The organism is Thermocatellispora tengchongensis (assembly GCF_014202315.1).
Lineage (GTDB): Bacteria > Actinomycetota > Actinomycetes > Streptosporangiales > Streptosporangiaceae > Thermocatellispora > Thermocatellispora tengchongensis.
Genome location: NZ_JACHGN010000004.1, coordinates 525002 through 550536, shown reverse-complemented (window position 1 = coordinate 550536; position 25535 = coordinate 525002). Strand labels below are relative to the sequence as shown.

General features: G+C 70.9%; 19 protein-coding genes. 10 read left to right on the top strand and 9 right to left on the bottom strand.

Going from position 1 to position 25535, the window contains the following annotated elements; genetic code table 11:
* Nucleotides 1-233 precede the first annotated feature (233 nt).
* Both HNP84_RS11825 and HNP84_RS11820 read left to right on the top strand, forming a co-directional pair.
* Entirely contained in the window at nt 234-992 is a 759-nt protein-coding gene (locus HNP84_RS11825) for a barstar family protein (protein ID WP_185049656.1), read from the top strand.
* A 491-nt stretch (nt 993-1483) separates the two neighbouring features.
* A complete protein-coding gene (locus HNP84_RS11820; protein WP_185049655.1) occupies nt 1484-1714 on the top strand; it encodes a hypothetical protein in 231 nt (76 codons plus the stop codon).
* 507 nt (nt 1715-2221) lie between these two features.
* Here HNP84_RS11820 and HNP84_RS11815 read toward each other — a convergent pair.
* Nucleotides 2222-3343 (bottom strand): trypsin-like serine peptidase, encoded by a 1122-nt coding sequence (locus HNP84_RS11815; protein ID WP_185049654.1) that lies wholly within the window; start codon nt 3341-3343, stop codon nt 2222-2224.
* 349 nt (nt 3344-3692) lie between these two features.
* On the opposite strand from HNP84_RS11815, the gene HNP84_RS11810 reads away from it, so the two are divergent.
* Both HNP84_RS11810 and HNP84_RS11805 read left to right on the top strand, forming a co-directional pair.
* Nucleotides 3693-4598 carry a hypothetical protein gene (locus HNP84_RS11810; protein WP_185049653.1) on the top strand — a complete coding sequence of 302 codons (906 nt, stop codon included), beginning with the start codon at nt 3693-3695 and terminating at the stop codon, nt 4596-4598.
* Nucleotides 4599-4622: 24 nt separating this feature from the next.
* Nucleotides 4623-5579, top strand: a complete 957-nt coding sequence (locus HNP84_RS11805) for a zinc-binding dehydrogenase (RefSeq protein ID WP_185049652.1) — start codon at nt 4623-4625, stop codon at nt 5577-5579.
* A 341-nt stretch (nt 5580-5920) separates the two neighbouring features.
* Here HNP84_RS11805 and HNP84_RS11800 read toward each other — a convergent pair whose 3' ends face one another.
* From HNP84_RS11800 to HNP84_RS11775, 6 genes are all read right to left on the bottom strand, one after another.
* On the bottom strand, nt 5921-6751 hold the full coding sequence (locus HNP84_RS11800; RefSeq protein WP_185049651.1) for a PadR family transcriptional regulator: 831 nt from the start codon (nt 6749-6751) through the stop codon (nt 5921-5923).
* Complete coding sequence (locus HNP84_RS11795) at nt 6748-7512, bottom strand: DUF4097 family beta strand repeat-containing protein (protein ID WP_312924472.1); 765 nt, start codon at nt 7510-7512, stop codon at nt 6748-6750. The genes HNP84_RS11800 and HNP84_RS11795 overlap by 4 nt, the downstream gene beginning before the upstream one ends.
* 238 nt (nt 7513-7750) lie before the next feature.
* A complete protein-coding gene (locus HNP84_RS11790; protein ID WP_185049649.1) occupies nt 7751-7945 on the bottom strand; it encodes a DUF6104 family protein in 195 nt (64 codons plus the stop codon).
* Between the two features lie 81 nt (nt 7946-8026).
* Nucleotides 8027-11713, bottom strand: coding sequence for a multifunctional oxoglutarate decarboxylase/oxoglutarate dehydrogenase thiamine pyrophosphate-binding subunit/dihydrolipoyllysine-residue succinyltransferase subunit (locus HNP84_RS11785; protein WP_185049648.1), 3687 nt, complete (start codon nt 11711-11713; stop codon nt 8027-8029).
* Nucleotides 11714-11905: 192 nt separating this feature from the next.
* Nucleotides 11906-12574: a B3/B4 domain-containing protein gene (locus tag HNP84_RS11780; protein ID WP_312924468.1), complete on the bottom strand. Its 669-nt coding sequence runs from the start codon at nt 12572-12574 to the stop codon at nt 11906-11908.
* 159 nt (nt 12575-12733) lie between these two features.
* Nucleotides 12734-14986 (bottom strand): glycoside hydrolase family 9 protein, encoded by a 2253-nt coding sequence (locus HNP84_RS11775; RefSeq protein WP_312924465.1) that lies wholly within the window; start codon nt 14984-14986, stop codon nt 12734-12736.
* A gap of 283 nt (nt 14987-15269) precedes the next feature.
* Between HNP84_RS11775 and HNP84_RS11770 the strand changes: the two genes are divergently transcribed.
* The 5 genes from HNP84_RS11770 to HNP84_RS11750 all read left to right on the top strand — a co-directional run bounded on the left by HNP84_RS11770 (nt 15270) and on the right by HNP84_RS11750 (nt 19403).
* The gene (locus HNP84_RS11770; RefSeq protein ID WP_185049646.1) at nt 15270-15848 is read left to right on the top strand and encodes an ArsR/SmtB family transcription factor; all 579 of its coding nucleotides are present in this window, start codon (nt 15270-15272) and stop codon (nt 15846-15848) included.
* A gap of 6 nt (nt 15849-15854) precedes the next feature.
* The gene (locus HNP84_RS11765; protein ID WP_185049645.1) at nt 15855-17165 is read left to right on the top strand and encodes an MFS transporter; all 1311 of its coding nucleotides are present in this window, start codon (nt 15855-15857) and stop codon (nt 17163-17165) included.
* Between the two features lie 19 nt (nt 17166-17184).
* Nucleotides 17185-18237 (top strand): MBL fold metallo-hydrolase, encoded by a 1053-nt coding sequence (locus HNP84_RS11760; RefSeq protein WP_246518030.1) that lies wholly within the window; start codon nt 17185-17187, stop codon nt 18235-18237.
* Nucleotides 18238-18357: 120 nt separating this feature from the next.
* A complete protein-coding gene (locus tag HNP84_RS11755; protein ID WP_185049644.1) occupies nt 18358-18882 on the top strand; it encodes an NADPH-dependent FMN reductase in 525 nt (174 codons plus the stop codon).
* Nucleotides 18879-19403: a flavin reductase family protein gene (locus tag HNP84_RS11750; RefSeq protein WP_185049643.1), complete on the top strand. Its 525-nt coding sequence runs from the start codon at nt 18879-18881 to the stop codon at nt 19401-19403. The genes HNP84_RS11755 and HNP84_RS11750 overlap by 4 nt, the downstream gene beginning before the upstream one ends.
* 23 nt (nt 19404-19426) lie before the next feature.
* Here HNP84_RS11750 and HNP84_RS11745 read toward each other — a convergent pair whose 3' ends face one another.
* Nucleotides 19427-20485, bottom strand: a complete 1059-nt coding sequence (locus tag HNP84_RS11745) for an NAD(P)H-dependent amine dehydrogenase family protein (RefSeq protein ID WP_185049642.1) — start codon at nt 20483-20485, stop codon at nt 19427-19429.
* Nucleotides 20486-21137: 652 nt separating this feature from the next.
* Between HNP84_RS11745 and HNP84_RS11740 the strand changes: the two genes are divergently transcribed.
* Nucleotides 21138-22034, top strand: coding sequence for an SDR family oxidoreductase (locus HNP84_RS11740; protein WP_185049641.1), 897 nt, complete (start codon nt 21138-21140; stop codon nt 22032-22034).
* A 123-nt stretch (nt 22035-22157) separates the two neighbouring features.
* Here HNP84_RS11740 and HNP84_RS11735 read toward each other — a convergent pair whose 3' ends face one another.
* Entirely contained in the window at nt 22158-25508 is a 3351-nt protein-coding gene (locus HNP84_RS11735) for a ThuA domain-containing protein (protein WP_185049640.1), read from the bottom strand.
* Nucleotides 25509-25535: the final 27 nt, after the last annotated feature.

The following is a 25535-nucleotide window of genomic DNA, read 5'->3' as shown; positions in this document are numbered from 1 at the left end:
CTTCCCGGCGGTACGAAAGTCATGGGATGGACCAATGATCATTATGAGACTATACACCCGTTCAAATCGCCCCACTTCCCAGATTCTGGTTGGCGTTAGTAGCTAGCGCATACTTCCTCCGACTTTGCGCTAAGCTGGGAGGTGGCCCCCGGCGAGGGGTACGTAGGACCTGACCATCGACTGGCCGCCGCCGGGCGGCGCAAAATGGTTAAGATTGACGGGATCGAATAGTCATGCCCAACGATAAAGGCTCAGTCGTCACTCTGTATCGATTCGTTGAGGAGGGATCAGGACTAAAGTTTTTTTCGGCCGTCGATATTCAAGGATTCTTCCTGGAGTCGTCACAGGCGGCATCCGACAATATACGGATATATGGGGCTACGCTCGACGTGACGACCACTCCCGCATTCTTTGGCGATGTCGCCCTGCAGGTGATGGACATTAGGGGGGAGGCGATAGGGGAGTATTATATGAGAGAAATGCGTGTCGATGCTATATGTGAGAGCAAGACCTTGCCGGGCGCCACAGACCTGTCGGCCTCCTTTTTTGGGGTTTCGTATCCATATCCGAGAGCGGGCGAGTTCTGGCGTTATTGGGCGGCTGGTGGGCCTACCCGCTTGGGTGAATGGAAGAAGTTTCCCCCCGCGCATTACGCATCCTGGTTGCATGTAGTTCAAAATGCCTGGTTCTCCGCTGGTCGCGAGGGAATGCGCTATGGCGACACGGTCGAATGGTTTGTCGATGGCGTCGAGATGGTTAACGTGTACGGTTTTTACTGCGCTCTTGGAGAGGCGGTGAACGGGGTGGGAGGTTATTTCGGATCAAACTTGAGCGCCCTTAACGATTGTCTTAGGAAAAGCAGGTCGAACAAAGAGGCTTTCCGAATTATTTGGCGAAACTTTCTAGAATTTAAGCAGCGTGTCGGCGATGCCGAAGCCGGCGATATATTGTCGGTGTTCCGCGATCGCGAGGTTGAGGTAACCTTTCTTTAGTGTGGCGAATCCCGAAATTCTGTCTGTTGCCAGGTCCCGCCACGATTGGGTGGACGAGCAGGGAGTTCTACCGCTCGTGCTGCTACAGTAGTGCGCACCTTCGGGAGCGTGGATCTGCTTGAGCGCGTCGCGTAGGCCGGGCGGCAGTGGGTCGGCGGCGGTCAGGAGGTAGTCGTCGGCTTGGATGCGGATGGTGCGGCAGCGGCCGGCGGTGCGGACGAACTTTTTGATCGACCATTTCGGTCTTCACGACGCCGGATGGAACCTCCCCGCCTGGCCCGACCGGCCCGACTCCCTGACGTGGGTGAAACGGCATCCGCCCGAACTCACGGTGACCGGCCCTCAGGGGTGGCGCGATGCCACGGTGGCCATTGGACCGCGCTCTGGGTGCTATCTCGTGTCCATCCGCAACGGTCAAGATCTTCAACGGTCGAACGAGAACACCCGGAAAAGGTCGTTGACCTGATCGTGGCCGCTCGGCAGCGTGATCGTTGAATGGCTGGATCATCGTCGGCGACCTGGCCACGAAGCGGGTCAACGGTCGGGACGTCATCGTCAAGGCCGGTAAGTCGGGCGACATCCAAGCGGCTATCAGGGCTTGGGAAGAGACCGATCGCCGCCGGATGCTGTCGGACCTCGGAAGCGTCGGCCGTCTGGTCGATAAGGCGCTGACCCGCATGAATGCATCCGGGCCTAGCCGACGAATCGAGCACTCCGGCTGACAGCAACCATGTCATCCGATGACAACCCGACCCGAAGCGCAGGGCCTCCAGGCCCGAGCATCGGAAGCGGGGCGGCAGGGGTTTGTCCCCGGCTGACAAGTTGCCGCCTTGGTCTTCCCCACCCCAGGGCGGTGCCTCCGGGTGTCGATCCACCGGAGGGCGGGTTCCCTTGGCCGTCATCCCCCCGTAGCGGCCAAGGGGACCCAGGGGGCGGCAGCGCGGCTGTCGGCCGGCGCTTCGCGAGCATGGGCGGCGGGTGCGTCGGCAGGGCGCGTTCTGGCCCGCCAGGCGGGTGATCGGAGATGGTGGGTAATGGGTGGAGCTCAGGGCGCTAGCGTCGGGCGGAGCCCGACATTGAGAAGGGCGTCCGAGCGATAGCGAGGGCCGTTGACACGTACGGCGGGGCGTGGACTCACGTAGAAAGGGGGCCCGGGTGAGGTGGTCCGGGCCCCCTTGGGGTCGTGCTGGGCGGGCGTAATGGCCTGACGTCCGCCCTTCAGTCAGTTGTTACTTGGTCCAGCGGTTGGCGGCCTTCTTGTAGACCTGGTAGGTCTCGCCGTTGAAGTACGGCGAGGAGATGCGGTCGTACCTGTCGTTCTTGTCGGTGTCCCAGGCGACGCTGTTGACGCCGATCAGGTAGCCGGTGCGGCTGGCGTTCTTGTAGTTGTACAGGAACGGGCCGCCGCTGGCGCCGGCGGTGAAGGCGCACTTGAAGCCGATGTGCTCCTCGATCCGGTACGCCGGGCCGGCCGGCATCGGGGCCGTGGTGCCGTAGCACCACTTCATGGTGCGGCCGGTGTACGGCTTGTCGCCGTCGGGGTGGGGGCCGGCCGGGTAGCCGAAGGAGAAGACGGTGGCCTTGGTGCTGCGGTTCCACGTGAAGCCCTGGCCGCCGACGTTGTCACCCAGCCTGCCGACCCTGGTGATGTCGTCGGGAACCCACTTGCCGTTGACCTTCTTCCACTTGACCTTGATGCCGCTGTGGACGTTGACGAAGGCGTAGTCGTAGTCGAAGTCCTCCTTCACGACGAAGTCGTCGTGCGCGTTGAACCACTTCGCGACGTAGATCCCGTACGGGGTCTTGCCGTCCCACACCTGGTCGCCGTCCCAGTACGACGGGATGAAGATCCAGTTGTCGTAGAAGGTGTTGTGCTTGGTGTCGTACACGCAGTGCGCCGAGGTGGCGACCACGTTGCGGTACTTGCCCTGGATGGACGTGCCGGAGCAGTAGCGCCAGCTCGACGGGTCCTGCGGGTTCTTGCCGGGCAGGGTGAAGAACACCCGGCCGACCGTGTTGGGCAGGTTGACCTGCTTGCTCTTGATCGGCTTGGCCTTCTCCTGGCCGATCGGCGGCACCGTGCCCGCCGGGCCGTCGGGGGTCGCCTTGTGGGCGCCACTGGTGTTGCGCAGGCTGACGTCCAGGTCGCCGGTGGCGTCCTTGGCGGCCCGCATCTTCGCCGGAGACCAGAACGAGATGGCCTCCTCGACGGACGCTCCGGCGGCGCGGGTGATGACGTCGGACGGGGCGGCCTGGGTCGCCTCCGCGGTTGAGGTGGAGGCGCCGATCGCGCCGGCGGCCAGCAGCGCGCCGGTGAGGGGGATCGTGAGGCGCCGTGCTCGGGAATTCAAGGGTGCTCCTTTCGTTTCTCCGGGCTGGGCGGGACTTCCCATGCCCGGTAAACGATCGGAACGCTAACGGTCTCGATCTCCCCCTCGCCGCAGAACCAACCGGAAAGCTATCGGTGATGCGGGTCCGTTATGGATATACCTTTTCCGAATACCCACGCAACCGATATAGGTGCAGGTGGGGCGGGGTGTGGCGCAGTGGTGAACCACGCTTTTCCGGCTGATGTGCGCATCGTTCTCCGGCGTTTTTCTGATTGATTCTCGTCGCTGCGTTCACGTGTGTCACAGGCTCTCGGCCCGCGGTGGTGAACTGGAGGGTGCGTATGTTCGTGCGGTTGTAAGGTGGCTGGCCTTGGTCGGCGGTGGTCGCTACGACGTCATCGACGCGGACCCGCCTCGGCGGCGCGGCCCGGGGTGGCTGGGCGCCGTCGTCGTCGTGGGGCTGATCGCCGTGCCGGTGGCCGTGGTGATGCTCGGCCGTGGCGACGGCGCCGGGCCGCCGGCCGCCACGACCGCCACGCCGCGGCCCGCGCTCAGTGTGATCGAGACCAGGCCGAACGCCCTGGTGCCCGAGCCCCGCCGGGCCGGGCGGGACGCCGAGGCCGTGGACGTCACCTTCCCCGACGGGTCGCGGGCGCGCGTGTCCTATCCGGCGCGGCTGGGCCTGGCCGCCCTCGGCGTCCGGCCCGCGATCGGAGTGCGGCACGCCGCCTGGGACGGGTTCCGCATCCTGTACGCGCCGCTGGAGGGCGAGGCGGAGATCGCCGCGGGCGGGCAGAGGCTGCGCCGCCTGACCGACGACGTGTCGTTGTGGCCGCAGCGCGCCGGGCGCGACGGCGGGTATGTGACGGTCTTCCGCTTCGGGCGCTGGATCCTGGCCATGGACGAACCGCGCGGCGACGGGGTGGCGTTCGACGAGCGGATGGACCTGGCCCGGCACGTACGCGGCACGGTGCCCCGTCGCGGGTTCCTGGTGCTGCGCGCGGGCGGGCCGGTCACCCTCGGCCGGCCCGGCGAGACGTACGGCGACGCGCCCGTCGGCCCCCAGCTCTGGTTCGGCGGCGTGGGCGGCAGGGTCGTGGTGCTGGCCCCCACGCCCGGCTGCGACGCCCGCTCCCCGATGCCGGCCATCGTGACCGGGCAGGGCTACACGGCCAAGACCTGCAAGGGCGACATGCTCGTGGCGGTCGGGGCCGAGCGGTGGTTCGCGCAAAGGGTGCTGAAGGGCATCGAGGTGCGGGCGATGGGCGGCGGCTGAGGGGCCGCGGGGTATGGTGCCGCCATGTTCGCCGTAACCGCCACACAGACCGATCCCGACAATCCGCTCGCCGGCCTGACGCTGGGTGAGCATCCCGAGCCGAAGACGCCCGACGGCTGGACAACGGTGACCGTCAAGGCGACCGCGCTCAACCACCACGACCTGTGGACCCTCAAGGGCGTGGGCATCAGCCAGGACCGGCTGCCGATCGTGCTCGGCTGCGACGCGGCCGGGCTCGACGAGGACGGCAACGAGGTCATCGTGCACTCGGTCATCGGAACCGGCGCCGACGAGACCCTCGACCCCAAGCGCTCACTGCTGTCGGAGGTGTACGACGGGACGTTCGCCGAGCGGGTGGCCGTGCCGCGGCGGAACCTGGTGCCCAAGCCGGCCGCGCTGACGTTCGCCGAGGCGGCCTGCCTGCCGACGGCGTGGCTCACGGCGTACCGGATGTTGTTCGACAAGTCGGGGCTGGAGCCCGGCTCGACCGTGCTGGTGCAGGGCGCGGGCGGCGGGGTGGCGACGGCGCTCATCGCGCTGGGCCGGGCCGGCGGGTTCCGGGTGTGGGCCACCAGCCGGTCGGAGGAGAAGCGCGAACGCGCGCTCAGCCTGGGCGCCGACCGGGTGTTCGAGACCGGGGCGCGGCTGCCGGAGCGGGTGGACGCGGTCATGGAGACCGTGGGCCAGGCCACCTGGGACCATTCGCTGAAGTCGCTGCGGCCGGGCGGCCGGATCGTGGTCAGCGGCGCCACCACGGGGTACGCCCCGCCCGCGGAGCTGAACCGGGTCTTCTTCCTGCAACTGTCGATCAGCGGCAGCACCATGGGCACCCGCGATCAGCTCGCCCGGCTCACGATCTTCATGGAGCAGACGGGCGTCCGCCCGGTCATCGACCGGACGATGCCGCTGACCGAGGCCCGCGACGGGTTCGAGGCCATGCATCGGGGCGAGCTGTTCGGCAAGGTGGTGTTCACGGTCTGAGCCGGGATCGGCCGGCCGGTGCGGGCGTTCTGGTTCGGGTGCAGCTCACGCCGCGCCTTCCGGTACGGGGGCCGCGCACGCCGGTCGCCTGTCGCGCCCGCCGCGCCGTACGCTCGGCGCCGGGCGCGGCCTCGCACCGGCCGCCGGTGTCGGGACCGCCGGGGACGGGGCCGTCGGTGGTGGGATCGTTGGTGGTGGGATCGTCGGGGGCGGGACGAGGGTCAGGCGGGGGCGCGGGCTCTCGGGCGCGAGGACGGGGGGAGGACCCTCGGGACGCTGCTCCGCGCGCCGCACCGGCGTGAGGGGGCGGAGCAGCGGCGGCCGGAGGGCGGCCAGCATGGTCATCGCAGGGCGTCGCGGATCCGGGCGGCGGCCTCGTCGAGGACCGTACGGCACTCCGCGACCATGGCCGGGGTCAGCGCGGCATCGGACACCTCGCGGCGCACCTCGGCCACGAAGTCGGCCAGCGCCTCGCCCAGCTCGGCGTCGAGCTCGGCGCGGCGGCCCGCCTCCTCCGCGTCGTCGTTCACGTCCCAGGGCGCGCCGCTGAAGGTGGACCAGGCGTCGTTCCAGATCCGGCGCCACTCGCCGCCCCAGCGCTCGCCCTCCTGGCGGATCTGCTGGGCGTGCCTGCGCCACTCCTCGCGCTGCTCCCGGGCGAGCTGCTGCCACCGGAGCCGGTACTCGCGCTGGGCGCGCCGCCACTCGTCCTTCTGCTCCCGTTGCATGCGCTTCCAGTCGGCCTTCTGCTCGCGCCAGGTCTCACCGGACTCGCCGCCCGCCCTGCGTACGTCGCGGGCCATCTGGGTCAGCTCCTCGCGCAGCGACCTGACCGTGTCGCGCACGTCCTCCTTGACCTCGCGGGCGATGTCGCGCACCGACTCGGAGATCTCCTGCTCCAGCTCGGCCAGCTCGTCGAGCCGCTCGTTCAGTTCGGCGCGCCCCTTGTCGGTGAGCGAGAAGACCTTCTTGCCCTCCACGACCTCGTGCGTGACCAGGCCCTCCTCCTCCAGGCGGGCCAGGCGCGGGTAGATCGTGCCGGGGGAGGGGGAGTAGACGCCGAGGAAGCGGTCCTGCAGCAGCCGGATCACCTCGTAGCCGTGCCGGGGGCTCTCCTCCAGCAGCTTGAGCAGGTACAGCCTGAGGCGGCCGTGTCCGAACACCGGGCTCATCGCGTTTCTCCCTTGAGCAGAGTGACGTCGGCCGAGATCGTGGTCGCCGTCAGTGATGCCATGCCGCCGCCGAGCCTGCCGGCCAGCGTCTTGGTGCCCGGGACCTGCCACTTGGCCTCGGGGCCGTTCAGTTTGCCGAAGGAACTGCTCAGCCGGCCCGAGGCGGTGGACAAGGTGACGTCCACGTCCACCTTCTCCGGCAGTCGTACCACGATCGGCCCCGACACGCTGTTCAGCGTGACGTGGCCGGTCGGCGGGAGGCTGAGGTCGGCGGTGATGCGTCCGCTCACCGTGTTGGCGCGCAGCCGGCGCGGCGTGCCGTCGGCCACGGTCAGCTCCCCCGAGACGCTGGTGAAGGCGAGGTCGCCGGTGAGCGTGCGGCTCTCGACGTCGCCGGAGACGGTCTCGGCGTGGATGTCGCCGCTCACGCCGTCGAGCACGATCTCCCCGGACACGCTCTTCAGCCTGGTGCTGTTCTCGAACCCCGCGACGAGCGCGGACGCGGAGATCACCCCCGCCTGCACCGGGCAGTCCTTCGGCACGGTGAGGGTGAGCGTGGTCTCACGCCGGCCCGGACGCAACCAGCCCAGCAACCCGTCCCAGGTCAGATCGCGGTACGCCACCGTCAGCGCACCGGTCTCCTCCTCGTGCGTCACCACCAGCGGCGGCGTGCCGATGTCGGTCACCTCCAGCATGGGCGGCCCGTCGCTGGCGAGCACGGCCAACCGTCCCGCCACGATCCGCACGCTGAGCCTCCGCACGCTTTCGAACGTGAGCTTCTCGGGCCTGTCAATGGTCCATTGGGGCATGGCCTTCGCCCTTCCCTACACCGACAACGTACATCAAACACGATATGTCGCGTTCCTGGAAAATCAAGATGTATCGCGTCTGTGGGTGGTGGTGCGGGGGACACGCCGTTCCCAGCCTGCGGGGCGACCAGTCGGCACGCGCGGGTCCTCATCACGTCGCCTTCCGCCGGGAGAGGAGCGCGGGCGGGGGTCACAGGTCGTCGTTCGGGGTGTCCTCCTCGTCGTCCAGGCGGGCCAGCCAGGTGGCCAGGCGTTCGACCGGGATCTCGAACTCGGGGTTGAGATCCACGAAGTCGCGGAGGCGTTCGGCCAGCCAGGCGATGCTGACCTCCTCCTCGCCCCGGCGGTCGGCGAGTTCCTCGATGCCGCGGTCGGTGAAGTACATCCGTTCCTCCTCACGGTGTGGTGAACCGGTAACGCGAGGGCCCCCCGCGAGTGGTCGCGGAGGGCCCTCGGGTGGATGGGGTCAGACCGGGAAGACCTGGTCCAGGATCTCGTGCAGTTCGGCTTCGTGGGCGCTGTGGCTGCCCACGGCAGGCGAGCTGTTGGGCTTGCGGGACACCCGCTGCAGGCCGCGTCCGCCCAGCAGGTCGGGGGTCTCGATGAGCTTGAGGGTCAGGTACGGCCACGGGCCCATGTTGACGGGCTCGTCCTGGACCCAGAGCAGCTCGGCGTCGGGGGCGTACTTGGCCAGCTCGGCCCGCAGCTCCTCGGCCGGGAACGGGTAGAGCCGCTCCAGGCGGACGATCGCGGTGTCGCGCCGCTCGCGCTTGTCGCGGGTGGCGGCCAGGTCGTAGTAGATCCGGCCGCTGCACAGCACCACGCGGCGCACCGACGCCGGATCGACGCCGGGGTCGCCGAGGACCGGGCGGAAGGAGCCCGCGGTGAACTCGGCGGTGGCCGAGGCCGCGGCCTTGAGCCGGAGCAGCGACTTGGGCGTGAAGACGATCAGCGGCTTGCGCCGGCCCGACTTGACCTGCCAGCGCAGCAGGTGGAAGTAGTTGGCCGGGGTGCTCGGCTGCGCCACGGTCATGTTGTCCTGGGCGCAGACCTGCAGGAACCGCTCGATGCGGGCCGAGGAGTGGTCGGGGCCCTGGCCCTCGTAGCCGTGCGGCAGCAGCAGCACCACGGAGGAGCGCTGGCCCCACTTCTGCTCGCCCGACGAGACGAACTCGTCGATGATCGTCTGGGCGCCGTTGACGAAGTCGCCGAACTGGGCCTCCCAGCAGACCAGGGCGTCGGGGCGGACCACGCTGTAGCCGTACTCGAAGCCCAGCGCGGCGAACTCGCTCAGCAGCGAGTCGTACACGTAGAACTTCGTGGTGCCCTCGTTGAACGCCTTGAGCGGGGTGTGCTCGGCGCCGGTGACCCGGTCGACCAGCACCGCGTGCCGCTGGCCGAAGGTGCCGCGCCGGGAGTCCTGGCCGACCAGCCGGACCGGGTGGCCGTCGAGCAGCAGGGAGCCGAACGCGAGGGTCTCGCCCATCGCCCAGTCGATCGCGCCCTCGGTGACCATCTGGCCGCGGCGCTGGATGATCGGCGCCAGCCTCGGGTGCACGGTGAAGCCCTCGGGCAGGTTGAGCTGGGTCTCGACCACCCGCTTGATGGTCTCGTCGGCGATGCCGGTCGGGGTCTGCTCGTGCGACCACGGGACGACCTCGGGATCGACCGGCCGGGCGAACTCGCCGGTGTGCTCCTTGCTCGCCTCGCGGGTCTCGGTGAAGGCCCGCTCCAGGCGCTCCTGGTAGTCGCGCAGCGCCTGCTCGGCCTCCTCGACCGTGATGTCGCCGCGGCCGATCAGCGCCTCGGTGTAGAGCTTGCGGGTGGACCGCTTGGCGTCGATCAGGTCGTACATCAGCGGCTGGGTGAAGCCCGGGTTGTCGGTCTCGTTGTGCCCGCGCCGCCGGTAGCAGACCAGGTCGATCACGACGTCCTTGCGGAACGCCTGGCGGTACTCGAACGCCAGCCGCCCGGCGCGGACCACGGCCTCGGGGTCGTCGCCGTTGACGTGGAAGATCGGCGCCTGGATCATCCGGGCGACGTCGGTGGCGTAGACCGACGAGCGCGAGGACGCCGGCGAGGTGGTGAAGCCCACCTGGTTGTTGACCACCACGTGGACAGTGCCGCCGGTGCGGTAGCCGCGAAGCTGCGACAGGTGCAGGGTCTCGGCCACCACGCCCTGCCCGGCGAACGCGGCGTCGCCGTGGACCAGCAGCGGCAGCACGGTGAAGCCCTCTTCGCCGCGCTCCAGGAGGTCCTGCTTGGCGCGCACGACGCCCTCCAGGACCGGATCGACCGCCTCCAGGTGGGACGGGTTGGCGACCACCGACGCCTTGATCTTCTTGCCGCTGGGCGTGACGAAGTCGCCCTCGGAGCCGAGGTGGTACTTCACGTCGCCGGAGCCGTGGGCGCTGCGCGGGTCGAGGTTGCCCTCGAACTCGCCGAAGATCTGCGCGTACGACTTGCCGACGATGTTGGCCAGGACGTTCAGCCGGCCGCGGTGGGCCATGCCGATGACGACCTCGTCCAGCTCCTCCTCGGCCGCCGCGGAGATCACCGAGTCGAGCAGCGGGATCAGCGACTCGCCGCCCTCGAGGGAGAACCGCTTCTGGCCGACGAACTTGGTCTGCAGGAAGGTCTCGAACGCCTCGGCGGTGTTCAGCCGGCGCAGGATGTGCAGTTGCTCCTCGCGGCTGGGCTTGGCGTGCGGCTTCTCCACCCGCTCCTGGATCCAGGCCCGCTCCTCGGGGCCCTGGATGTGCATGTACTCGATGCCGACCGTGCGGCAGTAGCTGTCGCGCAGCACGCCCAGGATCTCGCGCAGCTTCATCAGCGGCTTGCCGCCGAAGCCGCCGGTGGCGAACTCGCGCTCCAGGTCCCACAGGGTCAGCCCGTGGGACTGGATGTCCAGGTCGGGGTGACGGCGCTGGCGGTACTCCAGCGGGTCGGTGTCGGCCATGAGGTGGCCGCGCACCCGGTAGGCGTGGATGAGCTCGATGACCCGGGCGGACTTGGCCACGTCGTCGTCGTGGGAGGCCGAGATGTCCTGCACCCAGCGCACCGGCTCGTACGGGATGCGCAGCGCCTCGAAGATCTCGTCGTAGAAGCCGTCCTCGCCCAGCAGCAGCCGGTGGATCTGGCGCAGGAAGTCGCCCGACTGCGCGCCCTGGATGATCCGGTGGTCGTAGGTGCTGGTCAGGGTCATGACCTTGCTGACCGCGAGCCGGGAGAGGGTCTCGGGGGAGGCGCCCTGGTACTCCGCCGGGTACTCCATGGCGCCGACGCCGATGATCGTGCCCTGGCCCGGCATCAGGCGCGGCACCGAGTGGACGGTGCCGATCGTGCCGGGGTTGGTCAGGCTGATCGTGGTGCCCGCGAAGTCGTCGATGGCGAGCTTGCCCGACCGGGCCTTGCGCACGACCTCCTCGTAGGCCATCCAGAACTTGCGGAAGTCGAGGGTCTCGGCCTTCTTGATGGAGGGCACCAGGAGCTGACGGGTGCCGTCGCTCTTCTGCACGTCGATCGCCAGGCCGAAGCCGATGTGCTCGGGCTTGATCAGCGTCGGCTTGCCGTCGATCTCGGCGTAGGAGTAGTTCATCTCGGGCATCGTCTTCAACGCCTTGACGATCGCGTAGCCGATCAGGTGCGTGAAGGACACCTTGCCGCCGCGGCCACGCGACAGGTGGTTGTTGATGACGATGCGGTTGTCGATGAGCAGCTTCGCCGGCACCGCGCGGACGCTCGTCGCGGTCGGCACCGCGAGCGAGGACTCCATGTTCTGCGCCGTGCGCGCGGCGGCGCCGCGCAGCCGGACCTCCTCGGCGCCCGCGGGGGCGGCCGGGGCCGCGGCGGCGGGCTTCTGCGCCGCCGGCTTCGCCGGGGCGGGAGCCGCCGGTGCGGCGGCGGGGGCCGCCTGGGGCGCCGGGGGAGCCTGCGGAGGGGTGGCCGTGGTCGCGGTGCTCGCGCCGTTGGCCGTGGCCGGCGTCCCGGTGCGGTTGGGTCCGTAATCGGGGTTGTAGTCAGCGAAGAAGTTCCACCAGGCCCGGTCTACGGACTCGGGATCCTGGAGGTACTTTTGATACAGCTCATCGACAAGCCACTCGTTCTGCCCGAAGCTTGCCAGCGGGTTTGTCCGCGACGACTCAGACGACACGGCGGAAATCGCCCTCTTCCGCAGATCGGCGTTGATGTTAGAGAACCTGTTCAAGGTTACTCGCCCAGCAAGGTGCCGGACGCCGTCCCTGCGCACGTCCCCGCCCGATCCTCCCAGGACACTCTCAAGAGGTCACCAGTGGGTGGCCCATCCAGGGGGTGTCGCCTGGGTAACTGGGGGGAGTAGGCGATCTCACCTTGCGGTGACAAGTCGTGACTCGACCTGGATGCCGGGCGAGATCTCGCGCAACATTTCGGCCAGTTCCGAAGCCGCCGCGGTCAACTCGTCGCGCTCCAACGGCGCCAGGCGCTCCAGGATGAACAGCGCGTCGGTGGTGCTCTCGGTGATCCGGGTGCGCACGCACTGCCGCCAGTTCCACCGGCGGCAGGTCACGCCCGTGTCGTCGCGCCAGACGACCTCGCCGATCTCGGGGTGCTCGGTCACCGGCTCGCCCCGGTCCACGGTGTCGAACGGCTCCTCGCCGGTCGCCCGCACCAGCCGCGCCGGGCCGGAGTAGTGGGCCAGGTCCTCGCCGCCGATCGGCAGCACGTGCTTGACGCTCACCGCGTTGTACGCGTCGACCACCGCGTTGATCTCGGGCAGCGGCATCCGGCGCAGCAGCGCGTCCACCGAGGGACGGGTGCGCTGCGGCTTGGCCCCGAACGCCCGGTAGGCCGCCCGCCACGCCTCGACCTTCTCGTGGTCGGGGGAGACCGCGCCCGCCGCGGCCTCGGCCAGCCAGGCGCGGGAACGGTCGTCGGAGGGGCTGTTGGCCAGGCCGCGCACGGTCATGAGCAGCACCTCGAAGTCGGGGCGCAGGGCCGTGACGGCTTCGTCGATCCAGATGTCCTCGATCCGCACCCGCACCACTGTAGTGAACCCGGGCGCGCGCTCGATCGTTCACGGGGCGAGGGCACGCCGGCCGCTCAGGAGGGGGAGCGGCCGGCGTGCCCGAGCCCGTACGGCGGCAGGTCGTGCCGCCGTACGGGGATCAGCGGCAGGTCGTGCCGTTGATGGGTGTCACCCCCTGTGCGGGGGCCTCGGCGAGGTCAGGTACGCCGAGACCCAGGCCAGCGGGGAGTTCCAGTTGATGGTCAGCTCGTTGGTGGACCAGGACTCGATGTCGTCCACGTAGCAGAACTGCGGCGCGCAGCCCCGCAGCAGCCGCTGCGCGAGCGGGTCCTGAATGGCGGAGTTGGGGCCGCCGGCCAGGGTGCCCCTGGGCGGGTTGGGCAGGGAGGCGTCGAGCTGGTGGGCGTACCAGCGGCTGTGCTGGTTGCGCGAGGCCACCTCGCCGTACCCGGTGACGTACGACTGGTTCAGCGCGTTGCGGCCGAACAGGTAGTCCATGCCCTCGATCACGCCGTCGAGGTACTTGCGCTTGCCGCTGATGTCGTGCGCGAGCGCCATGACGACCATGTTGTTCAGCACCAGATTGTTGGAGCCCCAGTCGTAGGTGTTGCCGGTCGGCGCGTACGGCAGCCCGTACGGGTGCGCCTTCTGCGTGGCGAGGTACTTGTCCGCGCCCTGCAGCACCGACGCCCGCACGGCCGCCCTGCCGGGCAGCTTGCTGGGCACGACGGCGAGCTGCAGCCGGCCGAGCTGGGCGGTGTTGCCCCAGTCGAAGCCGCGATCGCGCCAGATGTCGCCGGTGTGGTGCGGCGAGGCCAGCACGAAGTCCCGGAACTCCTTCTCGCCGGTGGTCAGGTACAGCTCCGCGGCGGCCCAGTAGAACTCGTCGGTCACGTTGTCGTCGTTGTACGCGCCGCCGCCCACGCTGTCGGAGGCCGGGGCGTAGATCTGCGGGTTGGCCTTGGCCGCCGCCCACGCCTTGCGGGCCGCGGTCAGGTTCCGCGCCGCGAACGCCTTGTCGTACGGCGCGAACAGCCGGGCCGCCTGCGCCGCGGTGGCGGCGAGGTTGAGCGTGGCCGCCGTGGACGGCGGGTGCAGCTCGCGCGGCTGCGGGTCGAGGTGCGGCAGCAGCGGCAGCCCGGTCCACTCGCGGTCGTGGATCTTGTGGTGCGCCATCCCCGCGTACGGCTTGCCGTCCGGCACCTGCATGCTGAGCAGGAACTCCTGCTCCCAGCGGGCCTCGTCGAGGATGTCGGGCACGCCGTTGCCGCTTTCGGGGATGACCAGCTCGCCGTCCTTGAACACGGTCCTGCGGCCCCGCTCGTAGGCGGCCATGAGCTGGTGCACCGAGATGCCGCCGTTGACGACGTACTTGCCGTGGTCGCCCGCGTCGTACCAGCCGCCGCGCACGTCGAGCGTGTAGTCGCACACGCCCGGCTGGCACGGCACCCGGGTGTCGCCCTGGTTGGGCGCGACGCCGAGGTGGCCGGCGGGGCGCGCGTAGCCGGGCCGCAGGTCCTCGCGGATCTCGATGCCGCTGCGCTGGGTGTAGTAGAACTTCAGCGCGTCCACCCGAAGCTGCTGGTAGAACGTGCCGCCGATGTCGAACGGGCGGCTGGTCTCGCCGTCGGCCTCCAGCGTGTAGCCCGTGCCCGGCCTGGTGTACCAGGAGAAGTCGATGGAGTGCACGTTCTGGCCGGAGCTGACGTCGGTGCCGCGGGGCCGGGTCTTGCCGCTCGCGACCACCTTGCCGCCGGAGTTCTTCAGCTTCCACGTGGTGGCGGTGGTCAGCTCGGTGACGACGGTGGCGTTCTTGGGGCCGCCGGGCAGGTAGCCGACCATGTTCACGCGCACCCGCGGGCCGGTGTCGGGCTCGTACTCCTCGGGCTCGGCGCCGCCCTTGAGCGAGATGTCGTCCAGGCACAGCCGCCACGGCTCGGCGCTGCCGCCGACCTGGAAGACGACCTGCGCGTTCGGCAGGGCCACCGGCGAGGTGAAGGTGGTGGAGTGGGTGCCGCCGGACGGCGCCGGCTGCGTGTTGACCACGGCGTACTGCGTCCACGGGTCCTGCGGGAGCTGCACCAGCGCCCGCACCGGACGGCCCGGGTCGGCCGCGGCGAAGAAGGAGAAGGCGTAGGTCTCGTCCTGGACCAGCGGGACGTCGTTCTGGCCGATGATCACGTCCCAGGGGTTGGCGGTGCCGCCGGGGATGTCGGCGCACAGCCGGCCGTCCTGGACGGCGAACTCGATGTTGGAGGTGTGCCACCAGGGCGCGGTGCCGGCGTCGAAGGTGCCGTTGACGATCTGTTCGGGCCCCTCGTCGGCGCGGGCCGAGGCGCCGGGGGCGGTGGCGCCGGACAGGGCGGTCGCGGTCAGCGCCGCGGCCACGATGACGGCGAGGCGTCGGATCGGACGGGTCACGGGCGGTCCTCGGGGGGTGTCGGAACCAGGAGTGGGAGCGCTCCCAAACTGCGCAGGCCCCGATGTTTCCAGCGTGTTTCGCGTCCCGTCAATGGCCCCGGCGCGGCCGGGGTCCCGCCCGGGGCCTGATCGGGGGCCGGTCCGGCGCTGTCGCGGGCGCGGCGACCAGAGCGAGGAGGGACGGCGCGGCCTCGGGGATGTGGGGACCGGCTCGTATGAGCCGTCGCCCGCGGGCGCTGAAACGTTCATTGCAAGGGAACCTTTGCAAAGCTATCTTTGCAATATGTCGGACAAGTCGGATAGCTATCGGATCAGCGACCCCCGCATCCTCAAGGTCGTCGCCCACCCGCTGCGCGTGCGGATGCTCGGGCTGCTGCGCGCCGAGGGCCCGGCCACCGCCACCGAGCTGGCCCGCAAGGTGGGCGAGAGCTCCGGCCTGACCAGCTACCACCTGCGCGAGCTGGCCAGGCACGGCTTCATCGAGGAGGACCCGGAGCGGCGCGACGCCCGCGAGCGCCGGTGGCGGGCCGCCCACCGCTACACCTCCTGGAGCAACGGCGAGATGGCCGCCACCGCCGAGGGCCGCGAGGCCATGGCGTTCATGCGGCACCGGCAGATCGAGGTGCTGGCCGAGGGCGCGGCGGCGTTCGGGCGCGACCTCGACGCCTGGAGCCCCGAATGGGTGGAGGCCGCCGGCATGAGCGACCACGTCGTACGCCTCACGCCCCGCTCGCTCGGCGAGCTCCACGAGGGCATCGAGGCCCTGCTCGCCCGCCTGGCCGAGCGCGACGCCGGCGACCCCGCCGCCCGCCAGGTCACCGTGCACGTCGCCGCCTACCCCCGCACACCCCCCGAGGAGTGAGACGCCATGCCCCCCGCGCTCACGGCCCGCGCGGCCGTCCGCCGCTACGCGCTGGTCAGCTTCCTGACCTGGCTCCCCCCGGGCCTGATGACGGCCCCGATGATCCTGCTGATGACCGAGCGCGGGCTCGGCCTGGGCGAGGCCGGCACGGTCATGGCGGCGTACGGCGCCGTCGTGGTGCTGCTCGAACTGCCCACCGGCGGCCTGGCCGACGTGATCGGACGGCGCGGGGTGCTGGCCGCGTCCGCGCTGGTCGGCGCGGCCGGGCTGACGGTGATGGCGTTCGCCGGCTCGTTCTGGCCGTTCCTGCTCGCCTCCCTGCTCAAGGGCGTGGCCAGGGCGCTGTCCAGCGGCCCGGCGCAGGCGTGGTACGTGGACACGCTGCACGCCGCCGAAGGGCCCGGCGCCGACCTCAAGCCCGGCCTGGCCCGGGGCGAGGCGGCGGGCTCGCTCGCGCTGTGCCTGGGGGTGCTGGCGGGCGGGCTCCTGCCGCCGGCCGTCGCGCGGCTCGGGCCGCCCTTCGGCGAGCCGCTGGCGGTCCCCGTCCTGCTCGCCGCCGTCGCCTCGGTGGGGCTGTTCGCGGTCGTGCTGGCCGCGCTGCCCGAGCCGCCGCACCCGCGCGCCTCGCTCGCCGGGGTGCTGCGCGGCGTCCCCCGTACGGTCGGCGCCGGGCTGGCCCTGGCCGCGCGTGACGGCGTGCTCGGGCGGTTGCTCCTGGTGAGCGGGGCGGTCGGTGTCGCCCTGTGCGCCGTCGAACTGCTCACCCCGGTTCGGCTGGCCCGGCTCGCGGGCGGCGCGGAGGCGGGCGGCACGGCGTACGGGCTGGTGACCGCGGTCGGGTTCGCCGCGAGCGCGGCCGGGAGCGCGCTGGCGCCGCGGGTGGCCCGGCTGGCGGGCTCCTCCGCGCGGGGCGCGGCCCTGGGCACCGCGCTGCTCGCGGTCTCGCTCGGCGTGCTGGCCGCGTCGGCGACGCTGCCGGGGGCGCCGGGGCTGGCGGTGGCGGCGGGGGCGTACCTGGCGATGTTCGCCGGCATGTCGGTCGCGGGGCTGCTCCGCGCCGAGATCATGCACCGGCGCGTCGGGGCGGCGCGGCGCGCGACGCTGATCTCGGTGGACTCGCTGGCCCTCCAGCTCGGCGCCTGTCTGGCCAACCTGGGCCTGGGCGCGCTCGCGGACGCGCACGGGCCGGGCCCGGCCTGGTGGGTGGCCGGCGGCGTCGTACTGCTCGCCACCGGCCTCTACCGTGGCGTTCGCGCGGAGGCGGCGCTCGGACGGCCCCGCTGTAGAACATGGTTCGGTCAAGGGGCAGAATCGTAAGGGTGAAAGGGGTTTGCGCATGCGGATGGTGACGGCGGCGAACGAGGCCCAGCGCGAGGCGTGGAGGACCGGTGGGTTTCCGGAGGTGGAGCGCGTCCGGCCGGGCCTGTGGTCGATCCCCGTGCCCATCCCGATCAACCCGCTCCGGTACGTGCTCGTCTACGCCCTCGAACTCGACGACGGCGTGGCGATCATCGACGCCGGATGGAACACCGACGAGGCGTACAACGGGCTGGCCGAGGGCCTGCGCGTGGCCGGCTACGGCATCGGCGACGTGCGCGCGGTGCTGGTCACCCACATCCACCCCGACCACTACGGCCTGGCCGGGCGGGTCCGCGAGGAGTCGGGCGCCTGGATCGGGCTGCACGAGGCCGACGCCCGGCTGCTGCACGGGCGCTACGACGACAGCGAGATCGGCGAGCTGATCGAGCGCGAGCGCATGCTGCTCGTACGTTGCGGCGTGCCGCCGATCGCGGCCGAGGAGCTGGCCGGCGCGTCCAAGATGATCCGGCAGTTCGTCTCCATGGCCAAGCCCGACCGGGTCATCGAGGACGGCGAGCGGATCGGCCTGCCCGGCTGGGACCTGCGCGCCCTGTGGACCCCCGGGCACTCGCCCGGCCACCTGTGCTTCGTCGAGCCCGAGCGCAAGCTGCTGTTCTCCGGCGACCACGTGCTCGCCAAGATCACCCCGATCGTGGCCGTGCACCCGCAGTCCGACGCCAACCCGCTGGCCGACTACCTCGACTCCCTCGCCAACGTGCGCAAGTGGGACGTGGAGGAGGTGCTGCCCGCGCACGAGTACCGCTTCCTGGAGCTGGCCGAGCGGGTGGACTACGTCATGGCCCACCACGAGGAGCGGCTGGCGGAGATCGAGTCGGTGCTGGCCGGTGCCGACGGGCTGAGCTGCTGGGAGGTCGCGACCAAGCTGACCTGGTCGCGGCCGTGGGAGTCGATCCCGACCTTCATGCGCCGCAGCGCCAACAACGAGACGCTGGCCCACCTGGTCTGGCTGGAGGCCAAGGGCCGGGTGCGCAAGGTCGCCGGGGAGCCCGACCTCTGGTATTCCCTATAAACCCTGTAGGAAATATTGACTTAGTGGGGAGTGCTGCGTACCGTCGAAGACGTGCGACGTTCCGGGTCGCGGACTCCCCCCGCGCCCCGGGTTCCCGTCTGAGACCTGGAGGGGCATCTCATGGCGATCCTGACCCTGGTCGGCAACCCGCGCGCGGGCTCGCGTACCCATGACGCCGCCGTCGCGGCCACCGCCGCCCTCGCCGAGCGGCTCGGCGACCCGGCGCGGACCGGCGAGGTGGTGGACCTCGCCGCGCTGGCGTCCGTGCTGCTGGCGCCGACGCCCTCCTCACCACTGGAAGTCGCATTAGAGCTCGTCAACACCTCCGACGTGCTCGTGGTGGCCTCGCCGACGTACAAGGGCACCTACACCGGGCTGCTCAAGGCGTTCCTGGACCGGCTGCCCTCGGGGGCGCTGGCCGGCAAGGCGGCGGTGCCGCTGCTGGTCATGGGCGCGCCGCAGCACGCGCTGGCCGTCGAGGTGCACTTCCGGCCGCTGCTCGTCGAGCTGGGGGCGTACGTGCCGACGCCGGGGCTGGCCCTGCTGGAATCCCAGCTCGCCGACCTCGACGCCGTGCTCGGGCCGTGGGCCGACAAGGTGGCGCCCCAGGTGGCCGCCGCGCTCAGATCGGAGGTGCGCGCATGAGCGACACCGTGGCGGAGAGGGAGGCCGTGGGCGGCGAGGGCATCGGTGGTGAGGACTTCCGGCGCGCGCTGGCCGTGCACGCCGCCGGCGTCGTCGTGGTCACCGCCCGCCCCGAAGGGGTGCCGGTGGGCCTGACCGCCACCTCGTTCTCCTCGGTCAGCCTCAAGCCCCCGCTGGTCTCCTTCTACGTGGACCAGGGCTCCACCACCTGGCCCTCACTGCGCAAGGCCGAGCTGTTCGCGGTGAACGTGCTGGCCGGCGATCAGGCCGAGGTCGCGGCCAGGTTCGCCCGCAAGGGCGTGGACCGCTTCGCGCCGCCCACCCGCTGGAGCCCCGGCGAGCGCGGCGTGCCGCTCCTGGACGGCGTGTCGGCGCACCTGGTCTGCACCATGCACACCCAGATGGAGGTCGGAGACCACCACCTGGTGGTCGGCCTGGTCAACGAGGCCCGAATCGGCCCCGCCGGGCGCCCGCTGCTCTACCACGGCGGCAGGTTCGGCCGTTTCATCCCCTACCCCTGACCGATCGCCCTCTGACCGATCGCCTAGGCGAGCCGGGCGGTGCCGGCGCCGACGGCCAGCGGCAGATCGAGGAACGTGGCGATGCCCGGCGGCGCCGCGCACACGGCCCGGATCGAGTTCACGGCGTGCGCCGCCGCCCCGGCCAGGCCGTGCGACATCTCGCTCACCGTGATCGTCATCTGCGGCACGCCCTCGATGTGCACGGTGAACCCGGGCTCGGGCCAGCGCGCCACCTTCGTGGCGTCGGCCTTGTAGACGCACTCGACCGACATGAAGGGGCGGCCGCGTACGAGACCGGAGAACACCCACCGCGAGGCGCACACCGTGCCCCGCCGCACCGTGCCGGCCGCGATCGGGAAGTCCTCGCGGGCCAGCTCGTAGTCGTCGCTCTCCTCGACCTCGTCCAGGGTCACGCCGAGGGAGTCGGCCACGAGCTGGACGCTCTCGGCGAACAGCCCCCGCTGCAACATCCGGAACGGCCGCACCGCCGCGGCGTAGTCCTTGGGCGAGCGGGTGAACCCGATCAGGTCGGTGACGATCTGCCGCGAGGGATGGCCGCGGAAGTCGGACGACTCTCGGACGAAGATGTGGTCCACCCGCGTGGACAGCCCGCTCAGCGCCAGCGGCATCAGGTCGGCCATGAACCCCGGGTTGACCCCGGTCCCGTGCAGCGTCGTGCCCCCGGCCAGGCAGGCGGCCTCCAGCCGCTCGACCAGCGCGGGCCCGTGACAGCGCGGGTAGACGAACCCGGTCGTGGTGATCACGTTCTTCCCCGAGGCCAGCAGCGCGCAGATCATCTCCACGTCGCCGGCGCGGTCGCCCCCGAAGTACGCCGAGGGCAGCGGCATGTGCAGCACGCAGTCGGCGTCGAGCGCGAGCACCCGCTCCACGTCATCGGTGCATTTCACACCGGTCGCGGGCAGCCCCACCAGATCCCCGGCGTCACGCCCCACCTTGTCGGGGTCGTACACCAGCACGCCCGCGAGCTCGAACTCGGGACGCGAAACCAAAGCGCGCAACGCGCTGCGACCGACGGCGCCCGTGGCCCACTGGACCACACGCAAGGGCGGCTGTGCGGGCATGCAAAGCCTCCAGCCCAGGGTGCTGCGGGCGGGGGTCGTAACCGATGGCCGGGGAAGTCGCCATTGACCAGCGCCCGTTTCGGGAGGTGAAAACCCTAGCAGAAACGGATACGCCCGATCACTATCCGCAACGATTCACCCCCCTCACTGCGAAAACATCACGCCCGGTAAGCCCTTTGCGGCCATCCACATGCCCCCTCCGCCGCATCCGCCCCAGCGTTTCGGGCGACAGGGAGGCCGGCCCCATGAGAACGTCGCGCCAGGCCCGCCGCCTCGCGCTGTCGCGCCCGCCGCTCCGCGCCCACCGCTTCGGGCGCTGCGCTGCCGCGCCCGCCGCCTCGCGCTGACGGGCCCACCGTCTCGCGCCCTGCGCTGACGGGCCCACCTCCTCGCGCTGCCGCGCCCACCGCTCCGCGTCCACCGCCTCGCGCCCTACGCTGCGGCGCCCTATGCGGCGGTGCTCGGACGTAGGGCGCCGCCGGGGACGTGCAGGCGGGATGGCCGAGGGCGGGAACCTGCTCGGACGCGGCCCGCTTCTCGCCTCCTGTCCGGCCCGGAGACCCCCACGGCGGTGCGTGTGGGCCTGGTTGGGGTGGGGGTGGGGGGATATGTTGGGGAGAAACAGAATGATGTTCTTCTGGAGGGCGAGGTTATGGCCGATCTTCGGTTCGACGGGAAGGTGGCGGTCGTCACCGGGGCGGGGCATGGGCTGGGCAGGGCGCATGCGCTGCTGCTGGCGGAGCGGGGGGCCAAGGTCGTGGTGAACGATCTGGGCGGGGCGCTGGACGGGACGGGCGCCTCCGCCGGGCCGGCGGACGAGGTGGTCGAGGTGATCACCAAGAACGGCGGGGAGGCCGTGGCCAACGCCGACAACGTCGCGACGCCCGAGGGGGCCGAAGGGATCGTCCGAGCGGCGCTGGACGCGTTCGGGCGGATCGACATCGTCGTCAACAACGCGGGCATCCTGCGGGACAAGTCCTTCGGCAAGATGTCGGTGGAGGACTTCGACGCGGTGCTCGCGGTGCACGTGCGCGGGTCGTACCTCGTCAGCCGGGCCGCCTTCCCGCACATGAAGGAGCAGGCGTACGGGCGGGTGGTCAACACCTCCTCGCCCGCCGGGCTGTTCGGCAACTTCGGCCAGGCCAACTACGCCACGGCCAAGATGGGGCTGGTCGGGCTGACCAAGACGATCGGCATCGAGGGGGCGCGGGCGAACATCAAGGCCAACGCCATCGCGCCGGTGGCGTGGACCCGGATGACCGAGTCGCTGCTGCCGGCCGAGTTCGAGAGCAAGCTGACCCCGGAGCGGGTCAGCGCGCTGGTGGCGTTCCTGGCGCACGAGAGCTGCCCGGTCAGCGGGGAGGTGTTCAGCGTCGGCGGCGGGCGGGTGGCCCGGGTGTTCGTGGCCGAGGGGCCCGGCTGGCGCAAGGAGGACCTCACCGTCGAGGACATCCGCGACAACTGGGACTCGATCATGGCGGAGCAGCCGTACCTGACGCCGGTGGCCCTGGGCGAGCAGGCGAACGCGTCGCTGCGGGCGATGCTGTAAAGGGCAGTGTTGTAAAGGGCAGTGTTGTAAAGGGCGATGCTGTAAAGGGCCATGCTGTAGCGGGCGATGCTGTGGCGCGCCGCGCCGCCCGCGCCACCAGGCGCGGGCGGCGGGCCCTCTGCGTCACGGCTGGGTGGTCACTCCCCGGCCGTTGAACTCGACCCAGTTGAGGTTGAACAGGCCGGTCGTGGGACCTCCGGGGACGGAGCGGAACACCAGGTACAGGCGGTGGGTGCCGCCGGGGTCGGTGATCGCCGCCTGGTGGCTCGCCCACGCGTTGTTGCCCGTCGTGGCGTTGATCGTGACCGTGCCGGCGAGGGGGCCGTCGGGGGCGTCGAGGCGGAGTTCCACCGTCGCCCTCGGCGTGCCCGCGGTGGCGGCGCTGCCACCGGCCGTGCGGAACGTGACGGCGTCGATGTTCACCAGGTTGACCGGGTCGAAGGCGATCCAGTCGCCGGCGTCGATGCCGGTCTGGTACAGGCCGCCGCCCGCGTCGCCGGTGACGGTGACCTCCACGCCCTGCTTGGCCTGGGCGTTCTCCGCCTCCTGGCGGCGGACCTGGATCACGTTCTGGTCCAGGTCGCTGAGCGCCGGCTGGCCGCCGCCGGCCGTGTCGGTGTACTCGGCGCTGATGGCGCCGAACAGGTAGCCGCCGGCGTGGTCGCCGCCGTCCTCGGGCGTCTGGAAGGTGCCCGAGCATCCGGTCGTCTCGCTGATCGCGTGGCCGTGCGTGTCGTGGCCGAGCACGAACGTCACCTTCACCCGGGAGCAGTCGATGGAGGCGTCCTCCGGGTCGGTCACGGTGACCGTCCACGGCACCGTGTCGCCCCAGGAGAAGAAGCCGCCCTCGGCCGGGGTCTCGACCGTCACGGTGGGCGCGGTGTTGCCGACCGTGATCGTACGGTTCTCGACGTCGGTCTTGCCGCTGCTGTCGGTCACCGTGAGCGTGGCCGTGTACGTGCCGTTGGCCGTGTAGGTGTGGGTGGCCTCCGGGTCCACCGAGTCCACCGTTCCGTCGCCGGTGAAGTCCCACGCGTACGTGATCGACTCGCCGGGGTCGGCGTCGGCGGAGCCCGCGCTGGAGAACGACACCGTCAGCGGCGCGGGGCCGGAGGACGGGGTGGCGGTCATCCTGGCCACCGGCGCCCGGGTGCCCTTGACGTACCTGACCACCGAGAGCTGGGCGTCGGGGTTGGCGCGGAAGAAGCCGTCGCCGTACTCCAGCATGTACAGCGCGCCGTCCGGGCCGAACTCCATGTCCATGGGGTTGTCCCAGACGAACTCGTTCAGCAGCGGGTTGATCTTGAACATCCCGCCCGTGCCGTCGAGCCGGAACTCGCGCAGGTAGTCGCGGGTGAACTCGCCGAAGACGATCGTGTCGTCGTAGTAGGCCGGAAACTTGACCGCCGAGTTCAGCCTGCGGTCGTACTCGTAGACGTCGCCGCCCATCGGGCCGACGCCGCCCGTGCCCAGCTCGGGGAAGAGCGCCGGGCAGGCGCCGGGCGGGTTGGCGATGGAGGCCGGGCAGGGGGTCTCGGCGGTGTAGCTGTACCAGACCTCCGGCCGCTCCACCGGCGGCAGCTTGGTCAGGCCGGTGTTGCGCGGAGAGTCGTTCACCGGGCCGCCCGCGCAGTCGAACGGCTGCCCGGACGTGCGGGTGGTGAAGTCGAAGTCGGTGTAGGGCAGGTCGCGGGTCGCGCAGTACGGCCAGCCCCAGTTGCCCGCCTTGCGGGCCACGAACCACTTGCCGGTGCCCTGCGGGCCGCGCCGGTGGTCGCCGGCCCTGGCGTCGGGGGAGTAGTCGGCGATGTAGAGCGTGCCGTCGGAGCCCACGTCGTACCGGAACGGGTTGCGCAGGCCCATCAGGTAGATCTCCGGCCGGGTATTGGGGGTGCCGGGCCGGAACAGGTTGCCCTTCGGGATCGTGTACGACCCGTCGGCCGCGACCTTGATCCGCAGCATCTTGCCGCGCAGGTCGTTGGTGTTGGCGGACGAGCGCTGGGCGTCGTAGGCCGGGTTGCGCGTCGCGGCCTCGTTGATCGGCGTGTAGCCGTCGGAGCCGCCCGCGTTGGTGTCGTCGCCGGTGGCCAGGTAGAGCAGGCCGCGCCCGTCGAACCGGATCTCGCCGCCGACGTGGCAGCAGGTGCCGCGGTTGGAGTCCACGCGCAGGATCTCCTGCCGGGTGGTCAGGTCGAGGTGCGGGGTGGGCTCCTCGACCAGCTTGGCGCGGGCCAGCACGTTGTAGCCCTTGAACTTGTCCCAGACGGTGGGGTCGGCGCTGTCCACCGGGGCGTCGCCCTCGTTCACGCCGGGCGTGGCCGGGTCGTCCACGGGCGTGTTCAGCGGCGGGGCGTAGTAGAAGTAGACCCACTTGTTGCGCGCGAAGCCGGGGTCGATCGCGACGCTCTGCAGGCCGTCCTCGTCGTGGCTGTACACCGGGATGGTGGTGATCACCGGGCTGAGGCCGGTCGCCGGGTCGTACAAACGGATCTGGCCGTTGCGGGTGTTGTGCAGCACCCGGCCGTCGGGCAGCACGGCCATCGTCATGGGCTCGCCGGGCTCGTCGTTCAGCGTCACTTTCTCGTAGTTGGCGAGCACGGTGGCGCCGCAGTCGCCGGTGGCCGCGCCGGACGCCCACTCGATGCCGCCGAGCAGGTGCTTGGCGAAGTTCCTGTCGGCGTACGTGCCGGCGGACAGGCCGAGCCCGGTGTACCAGGTCCGGCCGCCGCGGTAGTCGCGGCACCAGGAGATCGGGTGGTCGGCGCCCATGCCGCCGCCCGTGTACGTGCTCTCGTCCACGGTGGCCAGCACGTGCGCGGTGCCGCGCACGTTGGCGGCGTAGTCGTACCAGCGCTCGGAGATCTGCCACCGCTCCGGCAGCGGCTTGCCCGCCGGGTGGACGCGGTCGGCGACCTTGACCGTGGCCTTCGCGGCCGTGGCGGTGGCCTGGCCCGCGGTCGTGCCGACGACCTGGGTGTAGAACGACCAGGAGGGCTCGGTGGCGGCGGCCGAGGACAGGCCGACGTACCCGCCTCCGGCGGTGAAGTACTCCTCGAACGCGGCCTGCTGGCCCGCGTCGAGCAGGTCGCCGGCCCCGGTGCCCAGGAAGATCACCGCGCGGTAGTCCGCGAGCTTCTCCGGGGTGAAGGCGGCGGCGTCCGCGGTGGCGTCCACGGCGAAGCGCTGCTCTCTGCCGAGCCGCCGCACCAGGCCGGTCCCGGCCTCGGCCACCGCGGGCTCGGCGCCCTTGGTGAACACCAGCACCTTGTACGCGGGCCGGTTGCCGTGGCGGTAGTAGCCCGCGTCGTCGGGGCGCGGCGGGGCCTTGCCGGACGTCGGGGCGGATGTCGGGGTGGGAGTCGAGACGGGAGCGGGGGTGGGAGTGGGATCGGCCGCCGCGGGCGAGGCGAGCACGCCGGACAAGGCCAGCGCGCCCGCGCATGCCGGCGGGAGCACCCTGCGTAAGAAGAACATGGGGGAGGGCTCCCGGACGGGGGGTGG

What these genes read in the sequence shown, in the direction of transcription:
- HNP84_RS11825 (WP_185049656.1), top strand. Translation starts at nt 234, where the DNA reads ATGCCCAACGATAAAGGCTCAGTCGTCACTCTGTATCGATTCGTTGAG.
- HNP84_RS11805 (WP_185049652.1), top strand. Translation starts at nt 4,623, where the DNA reads ATGTTCGCCGTAACCGCCACACAGACCGATCCCGACAATCCGCTCGCC.
- HNP84_RS11800 (WP_185049651.1), bottom strand. Translation starts at nt 6,751, where the DNA reads ATGAGCCCGGTGTTCGGACACGGCCGCCTCAGGCTGTACCTGCTCAAG.
- HNP84_RS11790 (WP_185049649.1), bottom strand. Translation starts at nt 7,945, where the DNA reads ATGTACTTCACCGACCGCGGCATCGAGGAACTCGCCGACCGCCGGGGC.
- HNP84_RS11770 (WP_185049646.1), top strand. Translation starts at nt 15,270, where the DNA reads ATGTCGGACAAGTCGGATAGCTATCGGATCAGCGACCCCCGCATCCTC.
- HNP84_RS11765 (WP_185049645.1), top strand. Translation starts at nt 15,855, where the DNA reads ATGCCCCCCGCGCTCACGGCCCGCGCGGCCGTCCGCCGCTACGCGCTG.
- HNP84_RS11760 (WP_246518030.1), top strand. Translation starts at nt 17,185, where the DNA reads ATGCGGATGGTGACGGCGGCGAACGAGGCCCAGCGCGAGGCGTGGAGG.
- HNP84_RS11755 (WP_185049644.1), top strand. Translation starts at nt 18,358, where the DNA reads ATGGCGATCCTGACCCTGGTCGGCAACCCGCGCGCGGGCTCGCGTACC.
- HNP84_RS11750 (WP_185049643.1), top strand. Translation starts at nt 18,879, where the DNA reads ATGAGCGACACCGTGGCGGAGAGGGAGGCCGTGGGCGGCGAGGGCATC.
- HNP84_RS11745 (WP_185049642.1), bottom strand. Translation starts at nt 20,485, where the DNA reads ATGCCCGCACAGCCGCCCTTGCGTGTGGTCCAGTGGGCCACGGGCGCC.
- HNP84_RS11740 (WP_185049641.1), top strand. Translation starts at nt 21,138, where the DNA reads ATGGCCGATCTTCGGTTCGACGGGAAGGTGGCGGTCGTCACCGGGGCG.
- HNP84_RS11735 (WP_185049640.1), bottom strand. Translation starts at nt 25,508, where the DNA reads ATGTTCTTCTTACGCAGGGTGCTCCCGCCGGCATGCGCGGGCGCGCTG.